Origin of the sequence: Gardnerella vaginalis ATCC 14018 = JCM 11026, assembly GCF_001042655.1 — a bacterium.
In the GTDB taxonomy this organism is placed as follows: domain Bacteria; phylum Actinomycetota; class Actinomycetes; order Actinomycetales; family Bifidobacteriaceae; genus Bifidobacterium; species Bifidobacterium vaginale.
In genome coordinates this window covers 1,481,139-1,503,175 of record NZ_AP012332.1, presented here as the reverse complement: position 1 = coordinate 1,503,175, position 22,037 = coordinate 1,481,139, and the positions used below count along the sequence as shown (strand labels likewise).

The following is a 22,037-nucleotide window of genomic DNA, read 5'->3' as shown; positions in this document are numbered from 1 at the left end:
TTGATTGTTGAGAACATACAAACTGCTAATAGTAAAAGTTTTTTAAAAGTTTTCTAAAAGCACTATCGTTAAAAATAGGTACGCTTATTTGTGTAGATAAAATCTGCACGTTAGTATGTTGATAATTTACAAAACAAGAATCACGAGGAGGTGCTTATTATGACTAATCCTTTGCGCGGTATACGAGAAGAAGATATCGTCAAGTATTTTAAAGATCACAATCTTTCAGTTGATAAGACGTATGTATTTACAATGAAATACGACCCTTGGTGGAAAGATTTAATCAAACTATTTTTGTTACCTAAATTATTCTATGTAGCGCAAGGCGTTGTTGCGCGTATTATTGCTGCCACTAATAATGAGTTTATTATTGTTAATCCGAATGTCATTTTAGGCTCGGGTAATCTAGCTAAATTAGACGATAAGTATCTTCGTCGTATTGCGTGGAATCAACTCACTAATTTTGAAGTTATAAGTAAACCAACAACTCAAATAATTCGTTTTACTGCGAATGGCAAAACCGAAGAATGGAGTGTGCCAACGGAAAGTGCTAGCGTATGGCACTTTAATGTGTACAATCTTGATAATTTGAGAAAAACAATACAATCGCACATCTCTTGATAAGCGGATTCCAAAACAAGATATCATATATTGTATGAACACTACTTACGCAATTGTTGATAATGACACGCTTGTATTGCGATATATGCAACTTCTTCTTAAAAGTCGTTTGCCTGAAAACTTTGTTTGTGCATGGATGTGTTCTTCTGCAAAACAAGCTATTCATCGTTGCGTTGCAGAGAATACTCCTGACGTACTTTTAGTAGATATGTCAATGAGAGAAATGAGTGGTGTTGATGTAATTAAGGCAATTCGCGAGCGCAATAGCAATATTGTTTTAATTGGCATTACTTCCTACATGCTAGATGAATACGTATTGCAAGTTGCTAAGTCGGGTGGTCAAGCGCTAGTACATAAAGACAATTTAGCAGACGTAGTTGCAGCCATCCAATCGCGCGCAACAAGCTACGGTTGCCCAGAATTGCCACAATATATTGACTATTTTCACACTCCGCAAGAATCATTTAATATGATTTCTCAACTTCCGAAGACTTCAGTTTTGTCTCCTCAAGAATCGGAAATTATGCGCTTGTGCAAACAGGGATCTTCTACGAAAGAGATTGCAGATCAGCTTAATGTGAAAGTTTCAACAGTCAACACGCATTTACGGCGTATTTATGGAAAACTTCAAGTTAAAAGTCGCATGCAGGCGCTTGCTGCGCTCGCAAAGTATTCGCATGATATATAACGTGTAAGAAATTAACGTGTAAAAGTAGGTAGTTATGAAATTATTAACGCGTATGATCAATTTTTTGCCGCATGATGCTTGGCAGAAAATTGGAATTGGTGCAATCATAAGTTGTACTTTGATTCTTGAAATTTGTTCCTATAATAATCTTCATTACTACTCTAATTGGCATGCAATTACAGTTGAAATAGTATGGATTGTAATCTGCTTATGCATTGCAATATGGCCACGTAAAGCATCTTTTATTGTGCTCATTTGGATGCCGTTGGTAATTGTTGCACCCAATATCAACTATTCATCTATGATGCTTACCATATTGATTTGTTTGGCAATTGCTGTAATTACTCAACCTTGGTACACCGTGCTTGCTTCTTGCGGAGTATCTTCATGGCTCTTTATTATATGCGATTTTCAAAACGCTTATGTGTTGGGGTGGTGGCTTCTTATCACTCTTATTTCTAGCGCAATCGTAAAATACTATATTTCTACTATTCACCAGCAACAGGAACAGTTATTTGCGCAACGTTACAACGTTTTTCAAAAATATGCCACTATTGCGGCAATTCGCATGCACGATGAAGTAACTAATGAGCTTTCCAGTATTATGATGATGGCACAACAATCTATTGAACCTCAAACGACTCATGACCAAGAGCATGAAAATTCACGAGAGATTCTTCAATGTGCTACTACAACTATTCATAAAGCACGCAATATCATTTCTTTTCTTGACAATGCTACAACTGCAAGCACTGGTGATGTTATGCAATCTACTACATGTTATAAAGATTTTTGCACAGGCTTACGTGTTTTATTTGACTGTGAACAAAAGTCATTTGAAAAGCTTGGCTATATTGGTTCCATTGACTTGAGTAGTGATTTAACTGCTGAAGATTCTCGATCAATGCGTTTGCCTTTTGAAGAATGTGCTCAAATTGAATATATTTGTCGAGAACTACTTGCAAACGTAAAAAAGCATGCTGCAAAACCTAAAGAATATGCTATGAATGTAATGCTTAATGACCATGAATGTCATATTACGTGTATAAATAGTGCGCAACGCGGTATTCTTGCTAACTTGCAATTAGGATATGGACTGCGTCTTCATAAGATGCTTGCGGAACGCGTTGGCGGAACTTTTAAAGTTATTGAAGATGACGATTCGTGGATTATTAATGTACACCTTCCGCTTCATGTAGAGAAATAGCCATTATGCAAGAATAATTAATTATTGTGCTTTCTTGCGATTTAATCGAGTATTTGGACGCTTTTCAATCGAGTATTTGGACGCGCCTTTGTGCAGCAGATGCAAGTAAGCGGTTAATATGTGATGCAGAATGCTGTTTCGTTGCTATTTTATATCGAGTTATCGTGGCAAAAATTGCAAATCTAGCAAAAACTGCCACGATAACTCGGTTTTTGTGTTTTATAAGTCCTGTAACGCAATTCTTTTATCTTCTGCAGACTGCTTAGATGACTTATCGTCCTTTTTAAGAGAATGCGCATAGCGAATAAGACTTCTTGCGATAAAGAACACTAAAGCACATATAGCAAGTGCGATAAGAATGTCAATTATCGGACCAAATAATGCATAGCTCATGATTCATCCTTTCTTTTTCTATATTCGTTTATGAGTGTTCGAGCTGTGTCAACATCGTATTTATCGTCAATAGCAAGACTCTTTACTAAAAGAACGAACGGGTCTTCTGGTTCATTGTCGCTTATTTGAATTTTTTCAATGAGCCTGTTAAGCCTGATTCTCATCGTTGGGTAAGAGACTTGATACATTTGCGACATTTCTTTTAACGATCCAGACGATAATACAAAGTTCTTTATAAACGACATGTCTTCGTCTGTGAGATTAGCCATCCATCTTGGAATATGATCCATATCACCCCTTTCTTCAGCCTATAAACTTTAATTAAATTAAACTTTTATTAAAAATATTAAAGTTGCTGTATGAGTTTGTCAAGAATAAACATGGGAAATATGGCACAAAGCGACATTTTTATGTCGCCAAAATTGTCGTTTTGTCGCAAAAATAATAAAGATATATATTTACATAACATATGAGAAGATGAAGTTATCGTGACAAAAATTGCAAATCTTATAAAAACTGACGCGATAACGCGTGATTTCGGCTGCGCGATATAGTACGTAACTATTGTCGCGCAATCAGTTAAAAAACATTGTTTGTGCGTCAACGAAGTTGATGATTGTTTTAGCATGACGAGGATTGTAAGAAGTTGGATGTTTTGTAAACAACATAAATATTTTCTTATAATCGCTATTTTTTGCATTCTCAACTAAAGTTGCGCGCTGCAACAACTTGCTCACTGCTTCAGCTTCGTTAAGATTATTACGCCACTTACATTCTGCAATAAGAAGCTGCTTGTTAATATCGTCTTCTGCAACAATATCAATATCGGTTTGCTCACGAGCAATAGGATCCGCACCCCACCATTTACCTAACTTAGTTGGCAAAAAGTCCATTCCGTCAACTTTGCATTGGTGCACAATCCACTGTTCGCACATTTTCTCAAACTGTTGACCTACAAAAGTACTAAACGCTTCATGCTCACCGCCAAGAACACTACTTGCGGCAGCGTGTGAAAGTCCGCGTTCGATCAATCCTTTATTAGGCGCTACAAACCTATACCAATACGCAAAGAATGGGTCACAAATCTGCCATAATCCTTTTTTGCAATGAAGTGGATTCATGCCAAATGGAATATTTCTTTCAATTAATCCAAGGCCTTCTAATGTTTTCAAATACACGTTCACTGATGTAGCTGGCAATCCAATGCGATCCGATATTAAAGTCGGAGTATTGCATCCCGTAGCAAGAGCATTTAGCACACTATTGTATGTTGAAGGATCGCGCAATTCCTGGCGCATGAGCATGTCTGGTTCAGCGTACAAAATTCCCGAAATGTTAAAGCATAATTGCTCAAGATTTTCCGCAAACGAAGACTTATTATCTAACTGCTCTATATAGTATGGTGTTCCTCCAAGGGATGCAAAATAGTTGATTTTATCTTCCCAAGTAGCATTATTTGGCATAAGCTCAGATGCTTCAAAAAGATTAAATGGTTGCAAGCGAATCTGTGCGGTACGTCTTCCATAAAGCGGACTCTTTTTGCCAAGCACTTCACTTTCCATGAATCCTTCGTTACTGCCGCACAAAATAAGAGTCATATTCGCGTTTTTAAATTTATGATCTATTGCGACTTGGAATGTTGACGCTAAGGATTTATCTGCTTGAGCTGCGTACGGAAATTCGTCGAAAACTAGAATAAGTGGAGATTTAGGAGCATTCTGGTCTACGGCGTTAGATTGTTGCGCAACAAAATCGAGAGCGTCGTTCCAATTATTAAACGATCCTGTAGTTGACGGTAGATTGAAGAAGTCGTACACAGTGCGCGAGAAATCACGCAAATTCTCGATATTAGTTTGCTCGCGAGCAGTAAAAAGTATTGCGTGCTTATTTTTACAGAATTGTGAAATAAGCGAAGTTTTTCCTATTCGTCTTCGACCATAAACTATTGCCATCTGGAACGAGTGTTTGCTGTTCTCATATAATTTTTCAAGTACTTGTAACTCGTCTTGTCTGCCAACAAAAACCATATTCCACCTGCCGTTACGCCAATAATTGCAATACTTTTCAGCGCATCTTATTGCTGCTGAATCTGCACTCTAGTTAATATAATCGCGATTATTATAATCATAATTATAATAATCTAAATTATATTATTTTTCAATATGCTCAACGCAATCATGCGTTATCGTGACAGTTTTTGCTAACTAGAATAAGTCGTCATGAGATCCTAAGCGTAGGAATATAATGCAATCTTCTTTAACTTGATACAACAGTAGAACATCTCGCAGATAGATTGGACTATAAAATGGCGGTTTAGGCATTGCGCATCAGCTCAGCAAAATCGTCAACAGTACCTGCAGCTATTGGTTTTCTTTCATAGCTTCATCAATAGAGTGCTCATATGGAGAACTTTCAAGTGAAAATGGGAAACGTTGCGTATTTACAATCTGATACAAAAATAGGTTGACTGCTGAACTCATATCAAGACCATAATGTTCAAGAACTTGCGATGCACTATCTCGTATTTCTGGATTAACTCTTACACTTAATCTGCCTGTTTTAACCGTTTTTGTAGAAGTCATGTCGTTTCCTTTAAGCTTAGAATCATAAATTTGTTATTCGTGCTTTGCTTTATTGTAGCAGACATGTAGCACCCAACGTAATGCCAAAGTAGCGCCATTGTGTACACAATTATTACAAAATAACAAGTTATCATGGCAAAAATTGCAAAATTGTATCCTGCAGGATAAAATATTTTTATGGAGATACTTAAAACAGATGAGTATCGCAATTGGATGAGAAAATGGTAAATATAAGTAAATGGGATGCGAGTGAGTATCTTGAGAACGATGATGATGTTATTGCGTATCTCAATGCTGCAGCAGAACTTAACGATCCTCGCTTGTTGCAAGCCGCTATAGGCGATATTGCAAAAGCTAGAGGAATGAAAGAAATTGCTCAAAAAGCCGAGGTTGGAAGGGAAAGCCTTTACAAAAGCTTAAGACGAGACGGAAATCCTAGTTTTCAAACTATTGCGAAGGTTGTTCAAGCGTTGGGTGGACGTATTGCAATAGAACCAGCAAATGCGTGACGCACATAGTTATCGTGGCAAAAAATGCAAAATTAGCAAAAACTGCCACGATAACTCCATAAGTACGCGGATATTTAAAAATAGTTCCAAAACGGAAATGTTCTTAAATAATTAAATAAAAAAGGTTGCTTATGAAAGTGCATAAACAACCTAATTAATTAGTAAAGCGACTAGCGACTAGAAATCCCAATCATCGTCATCGGTTTCAACAGACTTGCCCATAATGTAGCTGGAACCAGAGCCGGAGAAGAAGTCGTGATTTTCGTCGGCTGCAGGAGAAAGAGCCGCAAGAATCTCAGGGCTTACGTGAGTTTCTTCTTCGCTGTACTTAGCAGGGTAGCCAAGGTTCATCAAAGCCTTGTTAGCGTTGTAACGAACGAAGTCAAAAACGTCATCGTGGAAGTCAAATCCTTCGTAAATCTGACCAGAATACTCAACTTCCAAATCATACAAAGTATCAAGCAAGTTCATAGTGAACTTTTCAAGATTCTTCTTGTCGTTCTCGCTTCTAAGCTCCAAACCGCGCTGGAACTTGTAGCCAGAATAGTAGCCGTGAATCGCCTTATCTCGCAAAATCAAGCGAATCATATCGGCAGTATTCATCATCTTGCCGCGGGAAGCAAAGTAAAGCGGAAGGTAGAAACCTGCGTAAAGAAGCAACGAAGAAAGCATAGTTGCAGCAATCTTACGCTTAAGTGGATCTTCGCTCTCGTACTCGCAAAGCACGGTGGTAACACGCTGCTGCAAAACGTCGTTTCCAACGGCCCAACGGTAAGCTTCATCAATCTCCTCGCTAGAGCAAAGAGTGGAGAAAATAGAGGAGTAGGAGCGAGCGTGAATTGACTGCATAAAAGCAATATTCGTGTAAATAGCCTGCTCGTGCTCCGTGCGAGCGTGCTCAATCTGGCAAAGCTCGCCAATAGTTGCCTGGCTGGTATCAAGCAAAGTTAAGCCTGTAAAAACGCGAGTAGTTGTCTTGCGTTCAAGATCGGTGAGGGAACGCCAAGAAGGAATATCGTTGCTCAGCGGAACCTTTTCAGGAAGCCAGAAGTTAGCAATAAGACGATTCCAAACGTCCAAATCCTTGTCGTCAACAATATTATTCCAATTAACTGGGCGCACGCGAGATCCGTGATGATAGCGGTATTGAGCTGGGGTGATGGAATCTGCCATCATAGCGTCGTCTGCGATTACGCGGTTCGTGCCGAAAGGCTTATCTAAGCTACTGCGAAGTTCTGTTGGATCGAGCGCAGTTGGGCTGAGTTCTGTCATAATTACTCCTGATTCTGTGTTTACGTTTTATAAAATTTTTAAGTTTTTGATTTAATTTGCGAAAGATTTACAACCATAAGGTTTACAGCGTGCAGCTTACGCAACCCTCGATTTCTGTACCTTCCAAAGCCTTCTGGCGAATACGAATGTAGTAAAGAGTCTTAATACCCTTACGCCACGCGTAAATCTGAGCTTTGTTCAAATCGCGAGTAGTCGTAGTGTCTGGGAAGAACAAAGTAAGAGACAATCCCTGATCTACATGCTGAGTTGCCTCCGCGTAAGTGTCAATAATTGCCTTCCAACCAATCTCGTAAGCATCCTTAAAGTACTGCATATTGTCATTCGTCATGTATGCAGCAGGGTAGTAGACGCGGCCAACTTTGCCCTCTTTGCGAATCTCAATGCGAGAAGCAATCGGGTGTATTGAACTCGTGGAATGGTTTATGTACGATATGGAACCAGTTGGAGGAACAGCCTGCAAATACTCGTTGTAAATGCCATCGCGCAAAATCTCGTCGCGCAATTGCTCCCAATCCGAAACGGTTGGAATTGCAACGTTAAAACGAGCAAACAAATCGCGAACCTTTTGAGTTTTAGGCTCAAGCGAGCGGCTGCCATCAGTGTACTTATCGAAGTAGTTGCCTTTTCCTGCAGGCTTAGCGTAAGCGCTAGTCTTAAAGCTTGCAAAAGCAGTCCCGCGCTCTACAGCCAAAGCGTGAGAAGCCTTATAAGCGTGGTAAGCAACCGTCATAAAGTACATGTCTGTAAAGTCAAGAGCTTCCTCGCTTCCGTACTGCATGTGCTCGCGAGCAAGGAAACCGTGCAAATTCATTTGACCCAAGCCAATAGCATGGCCTTCCGCGTTTCCGCGACGAATCGAAGGCACGGAATCAATCGAAGTATGCTCCGAAACAGACGTGAGCGCGCGCACAGCCAAATCAACGCTTGTACCCAAGTCACCGTCCATCGCCTTAGCAATATTAAGCGAGCCAAGATTGCAAGAAATATCGCGACCAACGTGGCTATAAGACAAGTCGGCGTTATAAGTGCTTGCCTCTTGAGTTTGCAAAATCTCGGAGCACAAGTTGCTCATAGTAATGCGGCCTTCAATAGGATTTGTGCGATTTACAGTATCTTCAAACAAAATGTAAGGGTATCCAGACTCAAACTGAATCTCTGCAAGAGTCATAAAGAATTCGCGAGCGTCGATGTACTTCTTGTGAATGCGAGGATTTGCAACCATCTCATCGTAATGCTCGGTAACGGAGATGTCTGCAAAAGGCTTTCCGTACTCGCGCTCAACGTCGTAAGGGCTAAACAAAGCCATCTTTTCCTTACGCTTAGCAAGCTCAAAAGTAATATCTGGAATCACAACACCCAAAGAAAGCGACTTAATACGAATCTTCTCGTCCGCGTTCTCGCGCTTAGTGTCAAGGAAACGCATAATATCTGGGTGGTGAGCGCTAATATACACGGCACCAGCGCCCTGACGAGCGCCAAGCTGATTAGCATAAGAGAATGAATCTTCCAAAAGCTTCATAACAGGCACAACGCCACTCGACTGATTTTCGATGCGCTTAATAGGAGCACCAAGCTCGCGCAAATTCGTAAGAAGCAGAGCCACGCCGCCGCCGCGCTTAGAAAGCTGCAAAGCAGAGTTAATTCCGCGTGCAATAGACTCCATATTATCTTCCAAACGCACGAGGAAGCAGCTCACAGCCTCTCCGCGCTGAGCTTTACCAAGATTCAAGAACGTTGGAGTGGCTGGCTGGAAGCGGCCTGCAAGCATCTCGTCCAAATAGTTGAGCGCTGCTTTTTCATCGCCATCTGCAAGTTCCAAAGCTACGGCTGCTGCGCGCTGAGCGAAGTTTTCCAAATATTGCTTGCCGTCGAAAGTCTTTAAAGCGTAAGAAGTGTAGAACTTAAAAGCACCCAAGAAAGTGCCAAAAGTGTGGTGAGCAGCTTCTGCGTGCTCGTAGAACTTATCTAGAAACTCGCTGCTATACTTGCCGAACACGTTTCCGTTGTAGTAGTAGTTGCTAATCAAATAGTTCAAGCGCTCATGAGTTGAAGCAAACTTCATGCTGTGTTCTTGCACGTAACCCGAAACGTAAAGCTTTTCTGCTTCCTGATCTTTATCAAACTGAATACCTTTTTCTGGGTCGAAAAGACCGAGCATAGCGTTAAGAACGTGGTAGTCGCGGCTGTTGCGAATGCGCTCTGCTGTGCTGCTAGCAGTGTTGGTGTCGTCAGTGTGATCAAGATTAAGCGAAGTAGATTCGCTCATCGGATCCGTGCTATTCATGGTGTTTATTCCTTTCCTCGTGCGTTAGTTTTGCTTTTCAAACGCTGTTTTTTGTTGATTTTGTTTATTTGTTTATTTCGTTTCTTCTGTTTCTTTTAATTGCCTTAAAAATTTTGGTATTCCCTGCGCTACTTTTTCTATATCTTCTGCAGTTCCTGTAAGTTCAAACGAATACATATTTGGGATTGCGCATTTTCCAGCGATTTGACCGCCTGCAGCGCAATATGCATCTCCAAAATTCGTATTTCCAGAAGATATTACGCCGCGAATAAACGAACGATTTTCGCGATTATTTAGGAATTTGCGCACTTGCATTGGTATTGCTTTAGATATGTTTCCTCCGCCGTAAGTCGGTACAATCAAAACGTATGGCTCGCGCACGTGCAATTCTGGCTCTTTTGGTCGAAGCGGTATGCGATATACGTTCACATTGTTGCTTGGAAAATCGCAATTTTTCACGAATCGTAGTGTGTTTTCGGAGACGGAAGAAAAATAGACTACAGCTCCGATTGATTCGCCTTGTGCGCGCGCTTCTGGCTCGCTTGGTTGTGACATATTTTCTTGATCACACATTTTTATGCTTCTTGATTGCTTTGATTATTTTGATTGTTGATTGTTTATTCTTGATTCTTGATTGCTTTAATCGTTTTTATTTTCGTCTTCTAGTTGACTTGCGATTTGGGCAATCAAATCTGGGCGGTATCCGCTCCACGACGAGTTTGGAGTAATCACCACTGGCGCTTGGCGATATCCTGCTGCGCGCAACTGGTCTAAAGTAGAAGGGCTTTGAGTTAAGTCTACTGTTTCAAAATTCACGCCTAGCTTAGTGAATTGACGCTTTGTGGCATCGCACTGTGGGCAATGTGGCTTGGTGAAAACTGTAATAGTCACGGTTCTTCTCCCTTCGTTGAGTGTATTCTAAGTCTTTTTTCTTTATGATTATTTAAGTTTGTGCTTTTTGGCACGATTTAACAGTCTACTACCACTTAACACTATTTATAGTGGCGTGTTGTATGTCTAATCCCTATATTTAGTGTGTCCAAATTTTGGCTATCACGCGTGTCTGTAAGATTTAAGCGGTATTTATGTTTTTTTAATAGCGACTAATAAAAGTAAAAATGTAATCTTTATCACAAAATCGCGATTAACGCGTGGGCTATGTCGTAGGCTTTGTGATCGTATGAATGACGCTTGTGCATATAGGTAGATAAACTTAAAAAAGTGTGTTTTGATTGGTTAAGTGTTAAAAATAAAGCAATCATAAAATAATAAAACGGTTATAAATATTACGGTTATAAATATTAAAAGATAGAGGTGCAAAATGGCGGAAAATCAAGCTAGAGCAAATATTGGCGTTGTTGGTTTAGCGGCTATGGGGTCGAATTTAGCGAGAAATCTTGCACATCACGGTAATACAGTTGCTGTTTATAATCGTCATTATTCGCGCACAGAAACCTTGATGAATGAGCACGGCAGTGAAGGTGCTTTCGTTCCTGCTAAAACTGTTGAAGAATTTGTTGCTTCGCTTAAGCGCCCACGCACTGCAATCATTATGGTAAAAGCTGGTGCTCCTACAGACGCTGTTATTGAAGAGCTTGCAAACGCTATGGAGCCAGGAGATATTATTGTTGACGGCGGAAACTCCTACTTTGAAGATACGATTCGCCGAGAGCGTAACATTCGCGCGCGCGGTCTTCACTACGTTGGTTGCGGTGTTTCTGGTGGCGAAGAAGGCGCTTTGCGCGGTCCTTCGATGATGCCAGGTGGCACGGAGGAGTCTTGGAAGACTCTTGGCCCTATTTTAAAGTCGATTGCAGCTGTTGCAGAAGGTGAGCCTTGCGTAACCCATATTGGCACTGATGGCGCTGGCCACTTTGTGAAGATGGTTCACAACGGTATTGAGTACTCGGATATGCAACTTATTGCAGAAAGCTACGATTTAATGCTTCGCGGCTTGGGCATGAAGTCTGACGAAATTGCGGACGTGTTTAGCGAGTGGAACAAGGGCGAGCTTGATTCTTATTTGATTGAGATTACGGCAGATGTGCTTCGACAGAAGGATGCTAAGACTGGTAAGCCTTTGGTTGAGATGATGGTGGATCACGCTGGTATGAAGGGCACGGGTACTTGGACTGTGCAGTCTGCGCTTTCTCTCGGAATACCTGTAACGGGTATTGCTGAAGCTGTGTTTGCTCGCGGACTTTCAAGCCAAGTTGCTTTGCGAGAAGCTGCTGAAAGTCAAGGCTTGACTGGTCCAGATATGCATTTTGATTTGAACGATGCTGAGCGTAAGGCGTTTATTGAGGATATTCGCCAAGCTTTGTATGCTTCTAAGATTGTTTCTTACGCTCAGGGATTCGACGAGATTGCAGCTGCTGCAATTGAGCATGATTGGAAGATTGACCAGGCTGCTGTTGCTCGCATTTGGCGAGGCGGATGCATTATTCGTGCACAATTCTTAAACCGCGTTTCCGAGGCTTTTGAATCTGGGCAGGCGAGTGTTTCCTTGATTTTTGCTCCTTACTTTAAGGATGCTATTGAAAAGTCTCAAGCTGCTTGGCGTCGTGTTATTGCGCGCGCAGTTGAGCACGGGGTTCCTGTGCCAGCATTCTCTAGCTTGCTTGCATACTACGATGGCTTGCGTTCCAAGCGTTTGCCAGCTTCGCTTATTCAGGCTCAGCGCGATTTCTTCGGCGCTCACACTTACGGTCGCATTGACGAGCCAGGAGTATTCCACACTTTGTGGGCAGAGCCTAATCGCCCAGAAGTAAAGCAAGATTAAATCAAATAATATTTATAACTAACATGCCTTTGCATTATTATGCAGAGGCATGTACTCTATTCTGATCTTTTTTAGCATATTTTATTGCTGAATTTTACTAATATTCTTAAATTGATTGATTTCCTTGATATTTCAATGGTTTTATGAAGATTTTCCCAAATGCGCCATGTTTTAAACATGCTATTTTCGCATTTGCGCCAATTTATGTAGCGCATTTAATTTTTGACTTGCTGAATATTATGCAGATTACTGAATTGCAGCGTGCAAAGTTTCTGCGGTGGTTAGCCATGCGATTTCTTCCGTGCCGTTGGCAAAAGACGCAGGATAATCTGGGTTATTATCCGAAGAAAGCGCGTTCATTAAAGCTTTTCCTTTTTGCTCTCCAGCCGTTAAGAACCAAGTGCGGCGGCTATGAGCCAGCACGGGTGCGCTAAGAGTTAATCTCATTGGCGGTTGCTTAGGGGAGTGATTCACGCCTAAAACTATGCGATCGCGATTATGAATTTGCGGCAATCCTGGGAAAAGTGAAGCCATATGTGCGTCTGGTCCCATGCCAAGAATTGCCAAATCAAACACAGGCTCTTTGCCTAGTAAGCCTATAATTTCTTCTTCGTAATCGCGTGCTGCTGCGTCTAAAATCGCATTGTTTTCAGCATCGCTAGCATTTGCCACTTCTTGCGCATTGCGATCATCTGCAGGCATTTCGTGAATATGAGACTCCTGCAAAACTTTGTGATCGCTAAGCATATTAAGAAGTAGCTCGCGAGCCTTGAGCGCATTGCGATCGTCGCTGTTATAAGCTACAAAACGTTCATCTGCCCACCAAATATGAACATTGGACCAGTTGATTGCTGGAAGCAATGGGTTGCTAGCTAACATTTGAAACATGCGAATAGAATCTGTTCCACCTGTTAGCAAAAGATGGAATGGCTTATTAAGATTTTCAACATTGTTTTGCCATTGCATAATCAAAGTCACAAGTTTTTGCGCAGCAACAGCAGCTAGAATATCTTGATTATCGTAGCCGTACACTGTTGCGTTATGCGCAAATCTAAAATCTTCAGCCATAATGAATCCTTTTATTATTTTTTACCCGTTGTATTAAAGTTCGTTATCTTGCATTGTGCAACAATCTGCGTGAACAAGTTGAGCATAGATCTCATCTGGATCGATTCTACGCAACTCCTCACTCAAGCAATCTTCTAAAGATCTAATTGGCATTGCAATTGGCTGTGTTGCTTGTCCTGGAAGACTTATCATTGCTTGTTCTTCTCCAGAAGGACGAGTCAAAGAAAGCACGCCATCTTGTCTTTTAAGACTTACCTCCGTAATTGCATGCGCACTCGAATCCTCAACAATTTCAACAGGAACATTAAGCGATATTTTTAGCCATTGTGCGAGCAAATGCATCGGAACATAATGCTTTGGACCGCTAACCTTAGCGCTAATAACAGGTAAATGCGGAGGCTGATCAAGCATAGAAGCTAGCATTGCACGCCAAGGAGTAAGACGAGTCCAAGAAAGATCAACATCTTTAGAAGACCAGTTTTTGCGCAAATTTTTCACAGTTTCAAGGGTATTGTCCGCATTTTGAGCATCAGTGATTCTGCTACTTGCCATAGTTCCAAGCAAGTCCTTAGCAGGATTTTCTGGTGCATTTGTAGGCCACCACGCAACAATCGGCGCGTCTGGAACAAGCAGAGGAATAACAAGCGTATCTGGATGTCGAACTAAGCCATTATGAGGGTAGAGAATAATGATTTCCCCAGCTCCAGCATCTGCGCCAAAGCGTACTTGCGCGTCTAAGTTTGGCGTTTCTTCGCTTTGTGAATCTGCTATATTGACTTGTGATTCGCGAACAATGGCAATAACTCTACAAGGGTGTTCGCGACTAGCTGCATTTGCTGCTCCCAGTGCGTTTTCAAGATCTTTAAGAGTGGTGTCAATAAGAAGAGTTAGCACGCGTCCAGTTGCAGATTCTCCACGCTCTTCGTGAAGCTCGTCGATTTTTGCAGAGATTTTAGACGTGTTTGTGTTAGGAAGATTAATAATCATGGCAGCCTCCAATGGCGATTATCGCGAGCAAGCATAGCGTCAGCTTCCGCTGGACCCCACGTTCCAGCACGGTATGGCTGAGGCTGTGTACCAAGCGAACTCCAAAAATCTTCAATAGGATCTAAGATTTTCCAACTTAAATCAACTTCTTGTGTAGTTGGGAAAAGCGGTGGCTCGCCAAGTAAAACGTCTAGAATAAGGCGCTCGTAGGCTTCTGGAGAGTTTTCTGTAAAAGATCTTCCATAACTAAAGTCCATAGAAACATCGCGAACTTCCATAGATGTTCCGCCTGGCACTTTTGCGCCAAATCGCATTGTTACGCCTTCATCTGGCTGAACGCGAATCACAATCGCATTACTACCAAGTTCGCGCACAGCAGTGGACTCAAAAGGCAAGTGTGGAGCGCGCTTAAAAATCACGGCAATCTCTGTAACGCGCTTTCCTAAGCGCTTTCCGGTTCGCAAATAGAACGGAACTCCAGCCCAGCGACGAGTGTCTACGTCTAAACGCACGGCAGCGTATGTTTCCGTAGTGCTATCCGGGCTAATTCCTTGCTCTTGCAAATATCCAACGGCTTTATACGATCCTTGCCAACCTTCTGCGTATTGACCTCTCGCAGTATTTGTTGCTAAATCTTTAGGCAAGCGTATAGCAGACAAGACCTTAGTTTTTTCAGCCGTCAAGTCACTAGCACTAAAACTTACTGGCTCTTCCATAGCAGTAAGAGCCATTAGTTGCAGCAGATGATTTTGAATAACATCTCTGGCTGCTCCAATCCCATCATAATATCCAGCTCTGCCGCCTATGCCAATATCTTCTGCCATAGTAATCTGCACGTGGTCAACATAATTAGCGTTCCAAATTGGCTCATACATTGCATTTGCAAAACGAAAAGCCAGCAAATTTTGCACAGTTTCTTTGCCTAAATAGTGGTCTATGCGGAATACAGAATTAGGGTCAAAAACTTCGGAAACTACGCGATCCAACTCTTGTGCGCTTGTTAAATCGTGACCAAAAGGTTTTTCTATTATCACTCGTCTCCACGCGTTTTCGGAGGAATGTGAAAGCCCCGATGCTGCTAACTGCTGTGCCACAACAGGGAAGCTAGAAGGCGGAACCGACATGTAAAACGCGTGATTTCCGCGAGTTCCGAGATCTCTGTCTAATTCGCTTACGGTTTTGCTTAAGCGCTCAAATGCGCTTGCGTCGTCGAATGTTCCGCGAACAAAACGTATGCCTTTAGCAAGGTTAATCCATGTTGATTCACGAAATGGTGTGCGGCAGTGTTGTTGAATATTTTCACGCACAAAGTTTACAAAATGTTCATCTGTCCAGTCGCGTCTTGCGAAGCCCGTTAAACCAAATCCAGGTGGCAAAAGCCCTCGATTCGCCAAATCGTATACGGCTGGCATAAGTTTTTTGCGCGCTAAATCGCCAGTAATTCCGAATATTACTAAACTACATGGTCCTGCAATACGAGCCAAACGCAAGTCTCGTGGATCGCGTAGCGGATTTTTCCAAGCTGTTGTTTCTTCGCTATGCGCAGTCGAGCATATTGTGGTTCTTAATTCAGTCATGTATACCATCGTAATGTTTCGACTTGATTTGCTGCGCAGGACTTACCAAAATTTGCGCAGGACTTACCATGATTCTTACTAGGATTTACCAGTAAATTATCCTCCGCACACGGCTAGTCTTATCATTTGCGCGTATTGTGGACCTCCAATAGGAGTCAAATGTATTCCATCGTCTGTTAAGAATTCGGAGTGTCCTGCGCTTAAACCATACCAGTCTATTATTCCAACGTTTTTGCGTTTCGCTGCAAAAGCGCGCAGTCTTGCGTTTGTTTCGTCTTGCCAAGGCTGTGGAACACGGGTTGTTACAAAATACACTGGTTTGCCGCCTGTAACATTTACCATATTTTGCAAAACAGATTCGTCTCTAGGAGGTCCGTTTGTTCCAAGCTCATAGATTACAACGCTTCCAGGGTGTTTCCCAACTAAATCTTGCTGATAATCTTCCGCTCCGTGGAATATTTGTCTGCTCACTTTTCCGTCAATCCAAGCGTTTGGTAATGCTTGCATAAGGTATGGTTTTGCGCCTTCTGTTACGGAATCTCCAACCATTGTTATGTCTGCAGTGCAAACATTGCGTTTTGAGTCTATTTTCCATGGTTTTGTATTTATGTTTTCTGGCACTTTTTCTGCAATCGGGTTGAGAATCCTATGGTCAGATGGTTTTGTTGGAAGCGTTTGTTTTTCTATATTCTCGCGCTTTCCGCCTGTTTTTTTCTTCGTATTAGCGGAATTTTTTTCTTGTGCAGTTTTTTCTTGTGCAGTTTTGTTTTGAGTATTCGCGTCTTGCGCGTTTAATTCTGGTCTTAATTGTATAGCTCGCGCTTGCGCAATACTATTCCAGTTAACTGGCGCTGCAATTATTGCTAGCCCAACTATTGCACAAATCACTATTACCGTTCTTCTTAAAACAAACGGCAATCTTATATTCTTACTTTTAACGTTTAAAGTATCTGAAGATAAATCAGGGTTTTTCGCGTCTATATCATACGAGATAATATCGTCTTTCTGGATAATACTAAAGGTTATATGCTTATTTGCAAGAGGCATCTCGAACATTCTGTAAAAAACCTCTGCTGCAATAATAACTATTACGCATTGCCCTGCCTGTTCCCAAAGAGTTATCTGTGTGGTTCTTGTAGCAGGGTTTAGTATTTCTAGAATAGGGAAGTGGACTATGTAAATCGCAAAAGATCTTAGACCTATATATTTCAGTGGAGCAATTTCAAGTATTTTAGTGCAAATACTATTTTTCTGTAGGCAGGACCACATTAAAATCGCGCAAACTATTGCGAATATCGTGTATCCGCCGTAAACAATCCAGGTTTTTGAACCGTCTTCTTTCACTAAGCACCATAGAATAAAAATTAACGCAGCCAATCCTATAATCGATTTTTGTAGTGTGCTTAGAGGTTTTTGAAGAGTTTTTGCTATTTTTGCGAATTTACCAGATTCTGATTTATTTTTTAGATCAGTTTTTACTTTATCAGTGTTTTCTGATTCGTTGGTTTGTTGCCACTTTTCCCCAGCAATTTCATTATTAGATTCATCGGATTCGTCATATTCGCCATCTTTATCAGATTCCATCATGTTTACTTGCAATCCTGCTAGTAAATCGTCTGGTATCGAGGCTTCTGAGGATTGGCTTTTATTTTGCGTATTTTGTGTATTTTGCGCTTCTATCTCTGATGAATCCTCTATTTTTTCGATTTGTGTTTTTTTGCTTTTGTTTCCAACAATATATTTACAAGCATCTGCAATAATTTTGATAATGGAACGTTCGCTAAACCATGTGCAATACATTGCTAGTAATGCACCAATTAAGAATTCTCCAGCTCGAGTGTCAATAGAGTAATACACGCGCGCAATGGTTTGGCCATCTCCATAAAAAATCGTAATTGCTAGGTTTGCCAACGAACATGCAATCATAAGAATCGCCGTAACGCACATTCTTACAAATTTAGAGTGCACAATTTTAAGAATCACCCATAGTATAATCGGCCAAAATACAAAGATTTGCATAATAAGTCCCAAATACCAAAGGTGTTTTATTGGGGATGGTAGTCCTGATTGTTCAAAGTAAGATACTTTTCGCAAAATATACGCCATATTGCTTGTAAAGCTAGCGCCTGTTAGTGCGTCAGATTGTAGTTTTGTTAAAAGACTTGGTGAAAATAGCCACATTAGTGGGGCGCTCAGAGCAATAATCCCTATAGTAGACGGCCAAATTCGTTTTACGCGTTTAAACAAGTATTTTAAGTAGGCGAATATTTTAGACTTTACCGGTGTTTTGGTTTGTTCGCTGGTTGCTGGCGACTTTTGCGCATTTGATGTTTCAAACATTTTTAGCAGAGATACAGTGCTGAAGTATCCAGCCATAACAAGAAACATTGTTACTCCCAAGAATCCTCCTGGAAGTACTATTGGACGTAGGTGGAACGCTACAATCGCAATAACAGCAATAGCACGCATGCCATCTATTGCAGCGTTGCGTTTGCTTGTAGTGTTAGCTGCGTTGTTTATCTCTGTCATTTTGCCTGCAACTTGCTAATACGTGGTTTAATTTTGGTTGTGGACATGATGTGGGTATGAATTGTTTTATGACTAACATCGCCCAAAACGTAGTCATATTATCTACGTATTAAGACACTGTAGTTAGTTATAGCGTGTCTTAGTTTTTCCCTAGTTTTTCCTTGATTTTTCTTATGTTTTTTGCAAGTTTTATGAAATTTTTTAATATGGATTTAAATATTTTTCAAGGTAATTATTCGTTTTTATTAAGATTTTTCTCTGCTATTTTTTAGTGCGGTTGCTTTCGACTTTTGTTTGCTAAAATGCCAATGTTATACAACGCGTTTTACGTGCTCTTTGCTGCGCGCTAGAGTTAGACTGAACAGTCTAATTTAGGTGTATAAACGTTAGATTGATAAACAGTGTGTTTTACGCATTATTTTACGCATTAAGGAGTAAACATGGCAGAAACATTCAATGTTGTGGTAGAAATCCCACGCGGATCCAAGAATAAGTATGAAGTTGATCACGAAACTGGTCGCGTTTTCTTGGATCGTACCCTTTTCACAGCTATGGGTTATCCAGATGATTACGGTTACATTGATGGAACTTTGGGCGAAGATGGCGATCCACTCGATGCTCTTGTTATGATTCCAAACTCTGTGTTCCCAGGATGCGTTGTTGAGTGCCGCGCTGTTGGCTTGTATCACATGGTTGACGAAGCTGGCGGAGACGATAAGGTTTTGTGCGTTCCGGCAGATGTTCGTTTCGACGACATCAAGGATATTGATGACGTGAATGAGTATCACAAGGCTGAAATCAAGCACTTCTTCGAGCAGTACAAGGCTTTGGAGCCAGGTAAGGAAGTTCTTCCTGGTGACTTCTGGGCTGGAGTTGAGCAGGCTGAAAAGGAAATTGTCGCAGCTCGCAAGCGTCTTGAAGAAAGCGAAAAGTAGTTTTCGAGATTAGTCGCGAATCTTCCGAGCGTTTTAGAAACGCGTTTGCTAGTGTCTAACACATTTTTATGTGTTAGACACTTTTTTATTCTAAAAAATTTAAGCGATTAGTAGCATTCCTAAACCAGTTGCGTAAACAACCATTCCGCCCATCATTACGGGAATCAAAGCAGTACCAACTTGTGGCAAAAGCATGTCAGTATTGTATTTTGCATCTTTAACCCAAAGATGAGAAAGCCCAGCTAGAACAATCACGGCAAGCAAACCCAATACTGCTACCAGTACGCCAAGTTCTAGAATACGCACGGAGAATGTGAAACGAATAATCGAAGGCAAAAAAAGCCATCCTGGAAGAGCTGCACAAGCGATACTTGCTGTAAGAGAATGTGAAATATTTCTTACAAGATTAGATCTCTCTTCCCTAAGCATTTGACGACCAAAGCTAACAAAAGTTGCAGCAACAAGAATTAGAGCAAAGCTAACAGCCCAACGTTCATATGGGTGAATAGCTGCAATGAACTTATCCATACTAACTTCTGTATTATCTATTACGCTGTTAGGAAGCCAACCTTTTAAAGCTAATGCCGCGCACCACATGGATGCGATTCCGGCAAAAAGCGGAATAGCTTTATCTGCTGTAGAACCTTGTAGTGGCCAGAAAGTAACTAGAGCCAGAAGAATAATCACGCAAACGGTTATAACGGCTTTTGCTGTGGCTATTGGCAGAATGGCTGCAATTGCTAAAAGAGCTATAGCAACGAATTGAGTTACAACAATCGTAATGTGATTATGCATTGCATTATGTGCGATGTTATCGTTGCTCATATTACGCTCCTATCGCGTTTTATAAGATAATTTTAATAAATTGTTTAGCCGTATTAACTTATTTTATATGTAAGCGTACACTTGCATGCTTCGATTCTTATTAAGTATCTTAAGTATGGATTACAATTCTCTTTTAACAGCTTGATTTTGAATTTGTTATTCAATTCTATGCGTTCTGGAGGTATCAATATGACGGATATTACATTGATGACCTCTTGTGCCGCGCCTGCAAAAGTTTTGCCATCTTTGACTCTACTTTCGCATAGAGTGCGAGTGCTCCCAATGGAACCGTCTAGTATGCTTAAGATGCCAGAAAACACTATTCTTCTTGTAGATGCTAGAGAAGATTTGTCTTTGGCGAAATCTTTATGCTCTATTGTTCGTGCTTCTAATTTAACAATGTCTGTTATCTTAATTCTTACAGAAGGCGGATTCACAGTTGTTAATGCATCTTGGGGTGTTAGCGATGTTATGCTGACAACCGCTTCACCAGCCGAAGTAGAAGGTAGACTTAGACTAGCTTCTCAACGAGGTGGGTCGGCTGAATCTACTTCTAAAGAACATGTAGCTGATTCTGGTAGCGTGGAAATTAACAGTAGCGGTCAAATGTGCTCTGGGGATTTAGTCGTAGATACGCAGAGTTACACAGTTAGCTTGCACGGAAAGCCTATTGATTTAGCGTATAAAGAATTTGAGCTTCTTAAATACTTTGTTCAGCATCCTCGGCGAGTATTCACTCGTGCTCACCTACTTCAAGAGGTTTGGGGTTACGATTATTACGGTGGAACTCGTACAGTGGATGTTCACATTCGTAGGTTACGCGCGAAATTAGGCGTTGAATATGAGCACGTTATTGGAACGGTTAGGAATGTTGGATATCGTTTCGATCCTTTAGAGTCTCAGGATGAAGTTGTAGATTCTACAGATTCTGATAATAATGATTCGTCGGCAGCTTCCGACTAGAATTCCTGTAGAGGATTAGTGGTTTATTATATTGGTTAAATTACAAAGCGTGAATAGTAGTCAAGAATCATCTTCCAATTCTAGAAAATCTAAAAAAATTGCTAGGATGAGTGAAGAGTATAGGATTTTATGCGAAGAAATACCGAATCCAAAGTGTGCATTAAATTTTACAAATCCATTTGAACTACTAATAGCCACTGTTCTTAGCGCACAAGCCACTGATAGACGTGTAAATATTGTAACGGAACAACTTTTTAGAACTTATCCTACGCCAAAAGATTTAGCGCGCGCACCAATATATAAGGTACAAGAGATCATCCATCAACTTGGATTTTATAGAGTAAAATCGCAGCATATTATAGAGCTTTCGCAAAAACTTATGGACGATTTCAATGGTGTAGTTCCAAATAATATGGATGATCTTACAAAACTTCCAGGTGTAGGAAGAAAAACAGCAAACGTTGTATTGGGCAATGCTTTTGGTATCCCAGGGTTTCCAGTAGATACCCACGTTATGCGTGTGACGTCAAGGCTTAGATGGAGAAGCGATTGGAAAATAGCTAAGTCAGATCCTATAAAAGTTGAGCGTGAAATTACATCTTATTTTCCGCCAGAAGAATGGACTAATTTGTCTCACCGCCTTATTCTTCATGGTAGAAAAATATGTACAGCTAGGAATCCGCATTGTGCTGACTGCCCTCTAAGATTTCTGTGCCCATCTGTTTCGCTGTAGCTATGTTGTAGGTTTTGTCGTAGCCGCGTTGTGGTTGTCGTAACGGATTTTTCTAATATCT

General features: G+C 41.0%; 21 protein-coding genes. 8 read left to right on the top strand and 13 right to left on the bottom strand.

What is annotated here, in order from left to right; translation table 11 throughout:
- Positions 1-159: 159 nt before the first annotated feature.
- From GAVG_RS05810 to GAVG_RS05800, 3 genes are read left to right on the top strand one after another with little or no spacing between them, the layout of a single operon-like run.
- The gene (locus GAVG_RS05810) at positions 160-621 is read left to right on the top strand and encodes a hypothetical protein (protein ID WP_004114257.1); all 462 of its coding nucleotides are present in this window, start codon (positions 160-162) and stop codon (positions 619-621) included.
- A gap of 34 nt (positions 622-655) precedes the next feature.
- The gene (locus tag GAVG_RS05805) at positions 656-1,309 is read left to right on the top strand and encodes a response regulator transcription factor (RefSeq protein WP_004114259.1); all 654 of its coding nucleotides are present in this window, start codon (positions 656-658) and stop codon (positions 1,307-1,309) included.
- A gap of 34 nt (positions 1,310-1,343) precedes the next feature.
- Positions 1,344-2,516 (top strand): sensor histidine kinase, encoded by a 1,173-nt coding sequence (locus GAVG_RS05800; RefSeq protein WP_009994053.1) that lies wholly within the window; start codon positions 1,344-1,346, stop codon positions 2,514-2,516.
- 219 nt (positions 2,517-2,735) lie between these two features.
- On the opposite strand, the gene GAVG_RS07125 is transcribed toward GAVG_RS05800, so the two are convergent.
- From GAVG_RS07125 to GAVG_RS05785, 4 genes are all read right to left on the bottom strand, one after another.
- A complete protein-coding gene (locus GAVG_RS07125) occupies positions 2,736-2,909 on the bottom strand; it encodes a hypothetical protein (RefSeq protein WP_004110365.1) in 174 nt (57 codons plus the stop codon).
- A complete protein-coding gene (locus GAVG_RS05795; protein ID WP_004116156.1) occupies positions 2,906-3,199 on the bottom strand; it encodes a DUF2089 family protein in 294 nt (97 codons plus the stop codon). The genes GAVG_RS07125 and GAVG_RS05795 overlap by 4 nt, the downstream gene beginning before the upstream one ends.
- 285 nt (positions 3,200-3,484) lie before the next feature.
- Positions 3,485-4,936 carry an ATP-binding protein gene (locus tag GAVG_RS05790; protein ID WP_004114264.1) on the bottom strand — a complete coding sequence of 484 codons (1,452 nt, stop codon included), beginning with the start codon at positions 4,934-4,936 and terminating at the stop codon, positions 3,485-3,487.
- A 333-nt stretch (positions 4,937-5,269) separates the two neighbouring features.
- Entirely contained in the window at positions 5,270-5,491 is a 222-nt protein-coding gene (locus GAVG_RS05785; protein WP_009994046.1) for a type II toxin-antitoxin system RelB/DinJ family antitoxin, read from the bottom strand.
- Between the two features lie 221 nt (positions 5,492-5,712).
- Here GAVG_RS05785 and GAVG_RS05780 point away from each other — a divergent pair, with 221 nt between their 5' ends.
- Complete coding sequence (locus GAVG_RS05780; RefSeq protein ID WP_009994045.1) at positions 5,713-6,000, top strand: addiction module antidote protein; 288 nt, start codon at positions 5,713-5,715, stop codon at positions 5,998-6,000.
- Positions 6,001-6,177: 177 nt separating this feature from the next.
- On the opposite strand, the gene nrdF is transcribed toward GAVG_RS05780, so the two are convergent.
- The 4 genes from nrdF to GAVG_RS05760 form a co-directional block, all read right to left on the bottom strand.
- On the bottom strand, positions 6,178-7,272 hold the full coding sequence (gene nrdF / locus GAVG_RS05775; RefSeq protein ID WP_004114270.1) for a class 1b ribonucleoside-diphosphate reductase subunit beta: 1,095 nt from the start codon (positions 7,270-7,272) through the stop codon (positions 6,178-6,180).
- A gap of 82 nt (positions 7,273-7,354) precedes the next feature.
- Positions 7,355-9,577 (bottom strand): class 1b ribonucleoside-diphosphate reductase subunit alpha, encoded by a 2,223-nt coding sequence (gene nrdE, locus GAVG_RS05770; RefSeq protein WP_013399775.1) that lies wholly within the window; start codon positions 9,575-9,577, stop codon positions 7,355-7,357.
- A 72-nt stretch (positions 9,578-9,649) separates the two neighbouring features.
- On the bottom strand, positions 9,650-10,150 hold the full coding sequence (nrdI, locus tag GAVG_RS05765) for a class Ib ribonucleoside-diphosphate reductase assembly flavoprotein NrdI (RefSeq protein WP_013399774.1): 501 nt from the start codon (positions 10,148-10,150) through the stop codon (positions 9,650-9,652).
- Positions 10,151-10,216: 66 nt separating this feature from the next.
- Entirely contained in the window at positions 10,217-10,468 is a 252-nt protein-coding gene (locus tag GAVG_RS05760) for a glutaredoxin family protein (protein WP_004114274.1), read from the bottom strand.
- Between the two features lie 430 nt (positions 10,469-10,898).
- Between GAVG_RS05760 and gndA the strand changes: the two genes are divergently transcribed.
- Positions 10,899-12,359, top strand: coding sequence for an NADP-dependent phosphogluconate dehydrogenase (gndA, locus tag GAVG_RS05755; protein ID WP_013399773.1), 1,461 nt, complete (start codon positions 10,899-10,901; stop codon positions 12,357-12,359).
- Positions 12,360-12,605: 246 nt separating this feature from the next.
- On the opposite strand, the gene pgl is transcribed toward gndA, so the two are convergent.
- The 4 genes from pgl to GAVG_RS05735 all read right to left on the bottom strand — a co-directional run bounded on the left by pgl (position 12,606) and on the right by GAVG_RS05735 (position 18,520).
- Complete coding sequence (gene pgl, locus GAVG_RS05750) at positions 12,606-13,427, bottom strand: 6-phosphogluconolactonase (RefSeq protein ID WP_004138753.1); 822 nt, start codon at positions 13,425-13,427, stop codon at positions 12,606-12,608.
- A 33-nt stretch (positions 13,428-13,460) separates the two neighbouring features.
- Complete coding sequence (locus GAVG_RS05745) at positions 13,461-14,414, bottom strand: glucose-6-phosphate dehydrogenase assembly protein OpcA (RefSeq protein WP_004114280.1); 954 nt, start codon at positions 14,412-14,414, stop codon at positions 13,461-13,463.
- Complete coding sequence (zwf, locus tag GAVG_RS05740; RefSeq protein ID WP_004138752.1) at positions 14,411-15,991, bottom strand: glucose-6-phosphate dehydrogenase; 1,581 nt, start codon at positions 15,989-15,991, stop codon at positions 14,411-14,413. The genes GAVG_RS05745 and zwf overlap by 4 nt, the downstream gene beginning before the upstream one ends.
- Before the next feature lie 96 nt (positions 15,992-16,087).
- A complete protein-coding gene (locus GAVG_RS05735) occupies positions 16,088-18,520 on the bottom strand; it encodes an acyltransferase family protein (RefSeq protein WP_009994654.1) in 2,433 nt (810 codons plus the stop codon).
- Positions 18,521-18,960: 440 nt separating this feature from the next.
- Between GAVG_RS05735 and GAVG_RS05730 the strand changes: the two genes are divergently transcribed.
- The gene (locus GAVG_RS05730; protein ID WP_004105658.1) at positions 18,961-19,455 is read left to right on the top strand and encodes an inorganic diphosphatase; all 495 of its coding nucleotides are present in this window, start codon (positions 18,961-18,963) and stop codon (positions 19,453-19,455) included.
- Between the two features lie 99 nt (positions 19,456-19,554).
- Here GAVG_RS05730 and GAVG_RS05725 read toward each other — a convergent pair whose 3' ends face one another.
- A complete protein-coding gene (locus GAVG_RS05725; RefSeq protein ID WP_004116120.1) occupies positions 19,555-20,280 on the bottom strand; it encodes a beta-carotene 15,15'-monooxygenase in 726 nt (241 codons plus the stop codon).
- 189 nt (positions 20,281-20,469) lie between these two features.
- Here GAVG_RS05725 and GAVG_RS05720 point away from each other — a divergent pair, with 189 nt between their 5' ends.
- Together GAVG_RS05720 and nth are read left to right on the top strand one after the other, a co-directional pair.
- Positions 20,470-21,243: a response regulator transcription factor gene (locus GAVG_RS05720; protein ID WP_004114288.1), complete on the top strand. Its 774-nt coding sequence runs from the start codon at positions 20,470-20,472 to the stop codon at positions 21,241-21,243.
- A gap of 31 nt (positions 21,244-21,274) precedes the next feature.
- Positions 21,275-21,976, top strand: coding sequence for an endonuclease III (nth, locus tag GAVG_RS05715; protein WP_009994653.1), 702 nt, complete (start codon positions 21,275-21,277; stop codon positions 21,974-21,976).
- Positions 21,977-22,037: the final 61 nt, after the last annotated feature.

Coding starts and splice junctions, on each gene's coding strand:
- zwf (WP_004138752.1), bottom strand. CDS start 15,991: ATGACTGAATTAAGAACCACAATATGCTCGACTGCGCATAGCGAAGAA.
- GAVG_RS05745 (WP_004114280.1), bottom strand. CDS start 14,414: ATGATTATTAATCTTCCTAACACAAACACGTCTAAAATCTCTGCAAAA.
- GAVG_RS05725 (WP_004116120.1), bottom strand. CDS start 20,280: ATGAGCAACGATAACATCGCACATAATGCAATGCATAATCACATTACG.
- nrdF (WP_004114270.1), bottom strand. CDS start 7,272: ATGACAGAACTCAGCCCAACTGCGCTCGATCCAACAGAACTTCGCAGT.
- pgl (WP_004138753.1), bottom strand. CDS start 13,427: ATGGCTGAAGATTTTAGATTTGCGCATAACGCAACAGTGTACGGCTAC.
- GAVG_RS05780 (WP_009994045.1), top strand. CDS start 5,713: ATGGTAAATATAAGTAAATGGGATGCGAGTGAGTATCTTGAGAACGAT.
- GAVG_RS05800 (WP_009994053.1), top strand. CDS start 1,344: ATGAAATTATTAACGCGTATGATCAATTTTTTGCCGCATGATGCTTGG.
- GAVG_RS05805 (WP_004114259.1), top strand. CDS start 656: ATGAACACTACTTACGCAATTGTTGATAATGACACGCTTGTATTGCGA.
- GAVG_RS05810 (WP_004114257.1), top strand. CDS start 160: ATGACTAATCCTTTGCGCGGTATACGAGAAGAAGATATCGTCAAGTAT.
- nrdI (WP_013399774.1), bottom strand. CDS start 10,150: ATGTGTGATCAAGAAAATATGTCACAACCAAGCGAGCCAGAAGCGCGC.
- gndA (WP_013399773.1), top strand. CDS start 10,899: ATGGCGGAAAATCAAGCTAGAGCAAATATTGGCGTTGTTGGTTTAGCG.
- GAVG_RS05790 (WP_004114264.1), bottom strand. CDS start 4,936: ATGGTTTTTGTTGGCAGACAAGACGAGTTACAAGTACTTGAAAAATTA.
- GAVG_RS05785 (WP_009994046.1), bottom strand. CDS start 5,491: ATGACTTCTACAAAAACGGTTAAAACAGGCAGATTAAGTGTAAGAGTT.
- nrdE (WP_013399775.1), bottom strand. CDS start 9,577: ATGAATAGCACGGATCCGATGAGCGAATCTACTTCGCTTAATCTTGAT.
- GAVG_RS05735 (WP_009994654.1), bottom strand. CDS start 18,520: ATGACAGAGATAAACAACGCAGCTAACACTACAAGCAAACGCAACGCT.
- GAVG_RS05795 (WP_004116156.1), bottom strand. CDS start 3,199: ATGGATCATATTCCAAGATGGATGGCTAATCTCACAGACGAAGACATG.
- GAVG_RS07125 (WP_004110365.1), bottom strand. CDS start 2,909: ATGAGCTATGCATTATTTGGTCCGATAATTGACATTCTTATCGCACTT.
- GAVG_RS05730 (WP_004105658.1), top strand. CDS start 18,961: ATGGCAGAAACATTCAATGTTGTGGTAGAAATCCCACGCGGATCCAAG.
- GAVG_RS05720 (WP_004114288.1), top strand. CDS start 20,470: ATGACGGATATTACATTGATGACCTCTTGTGCCGCGCCTGCAAAAGTT.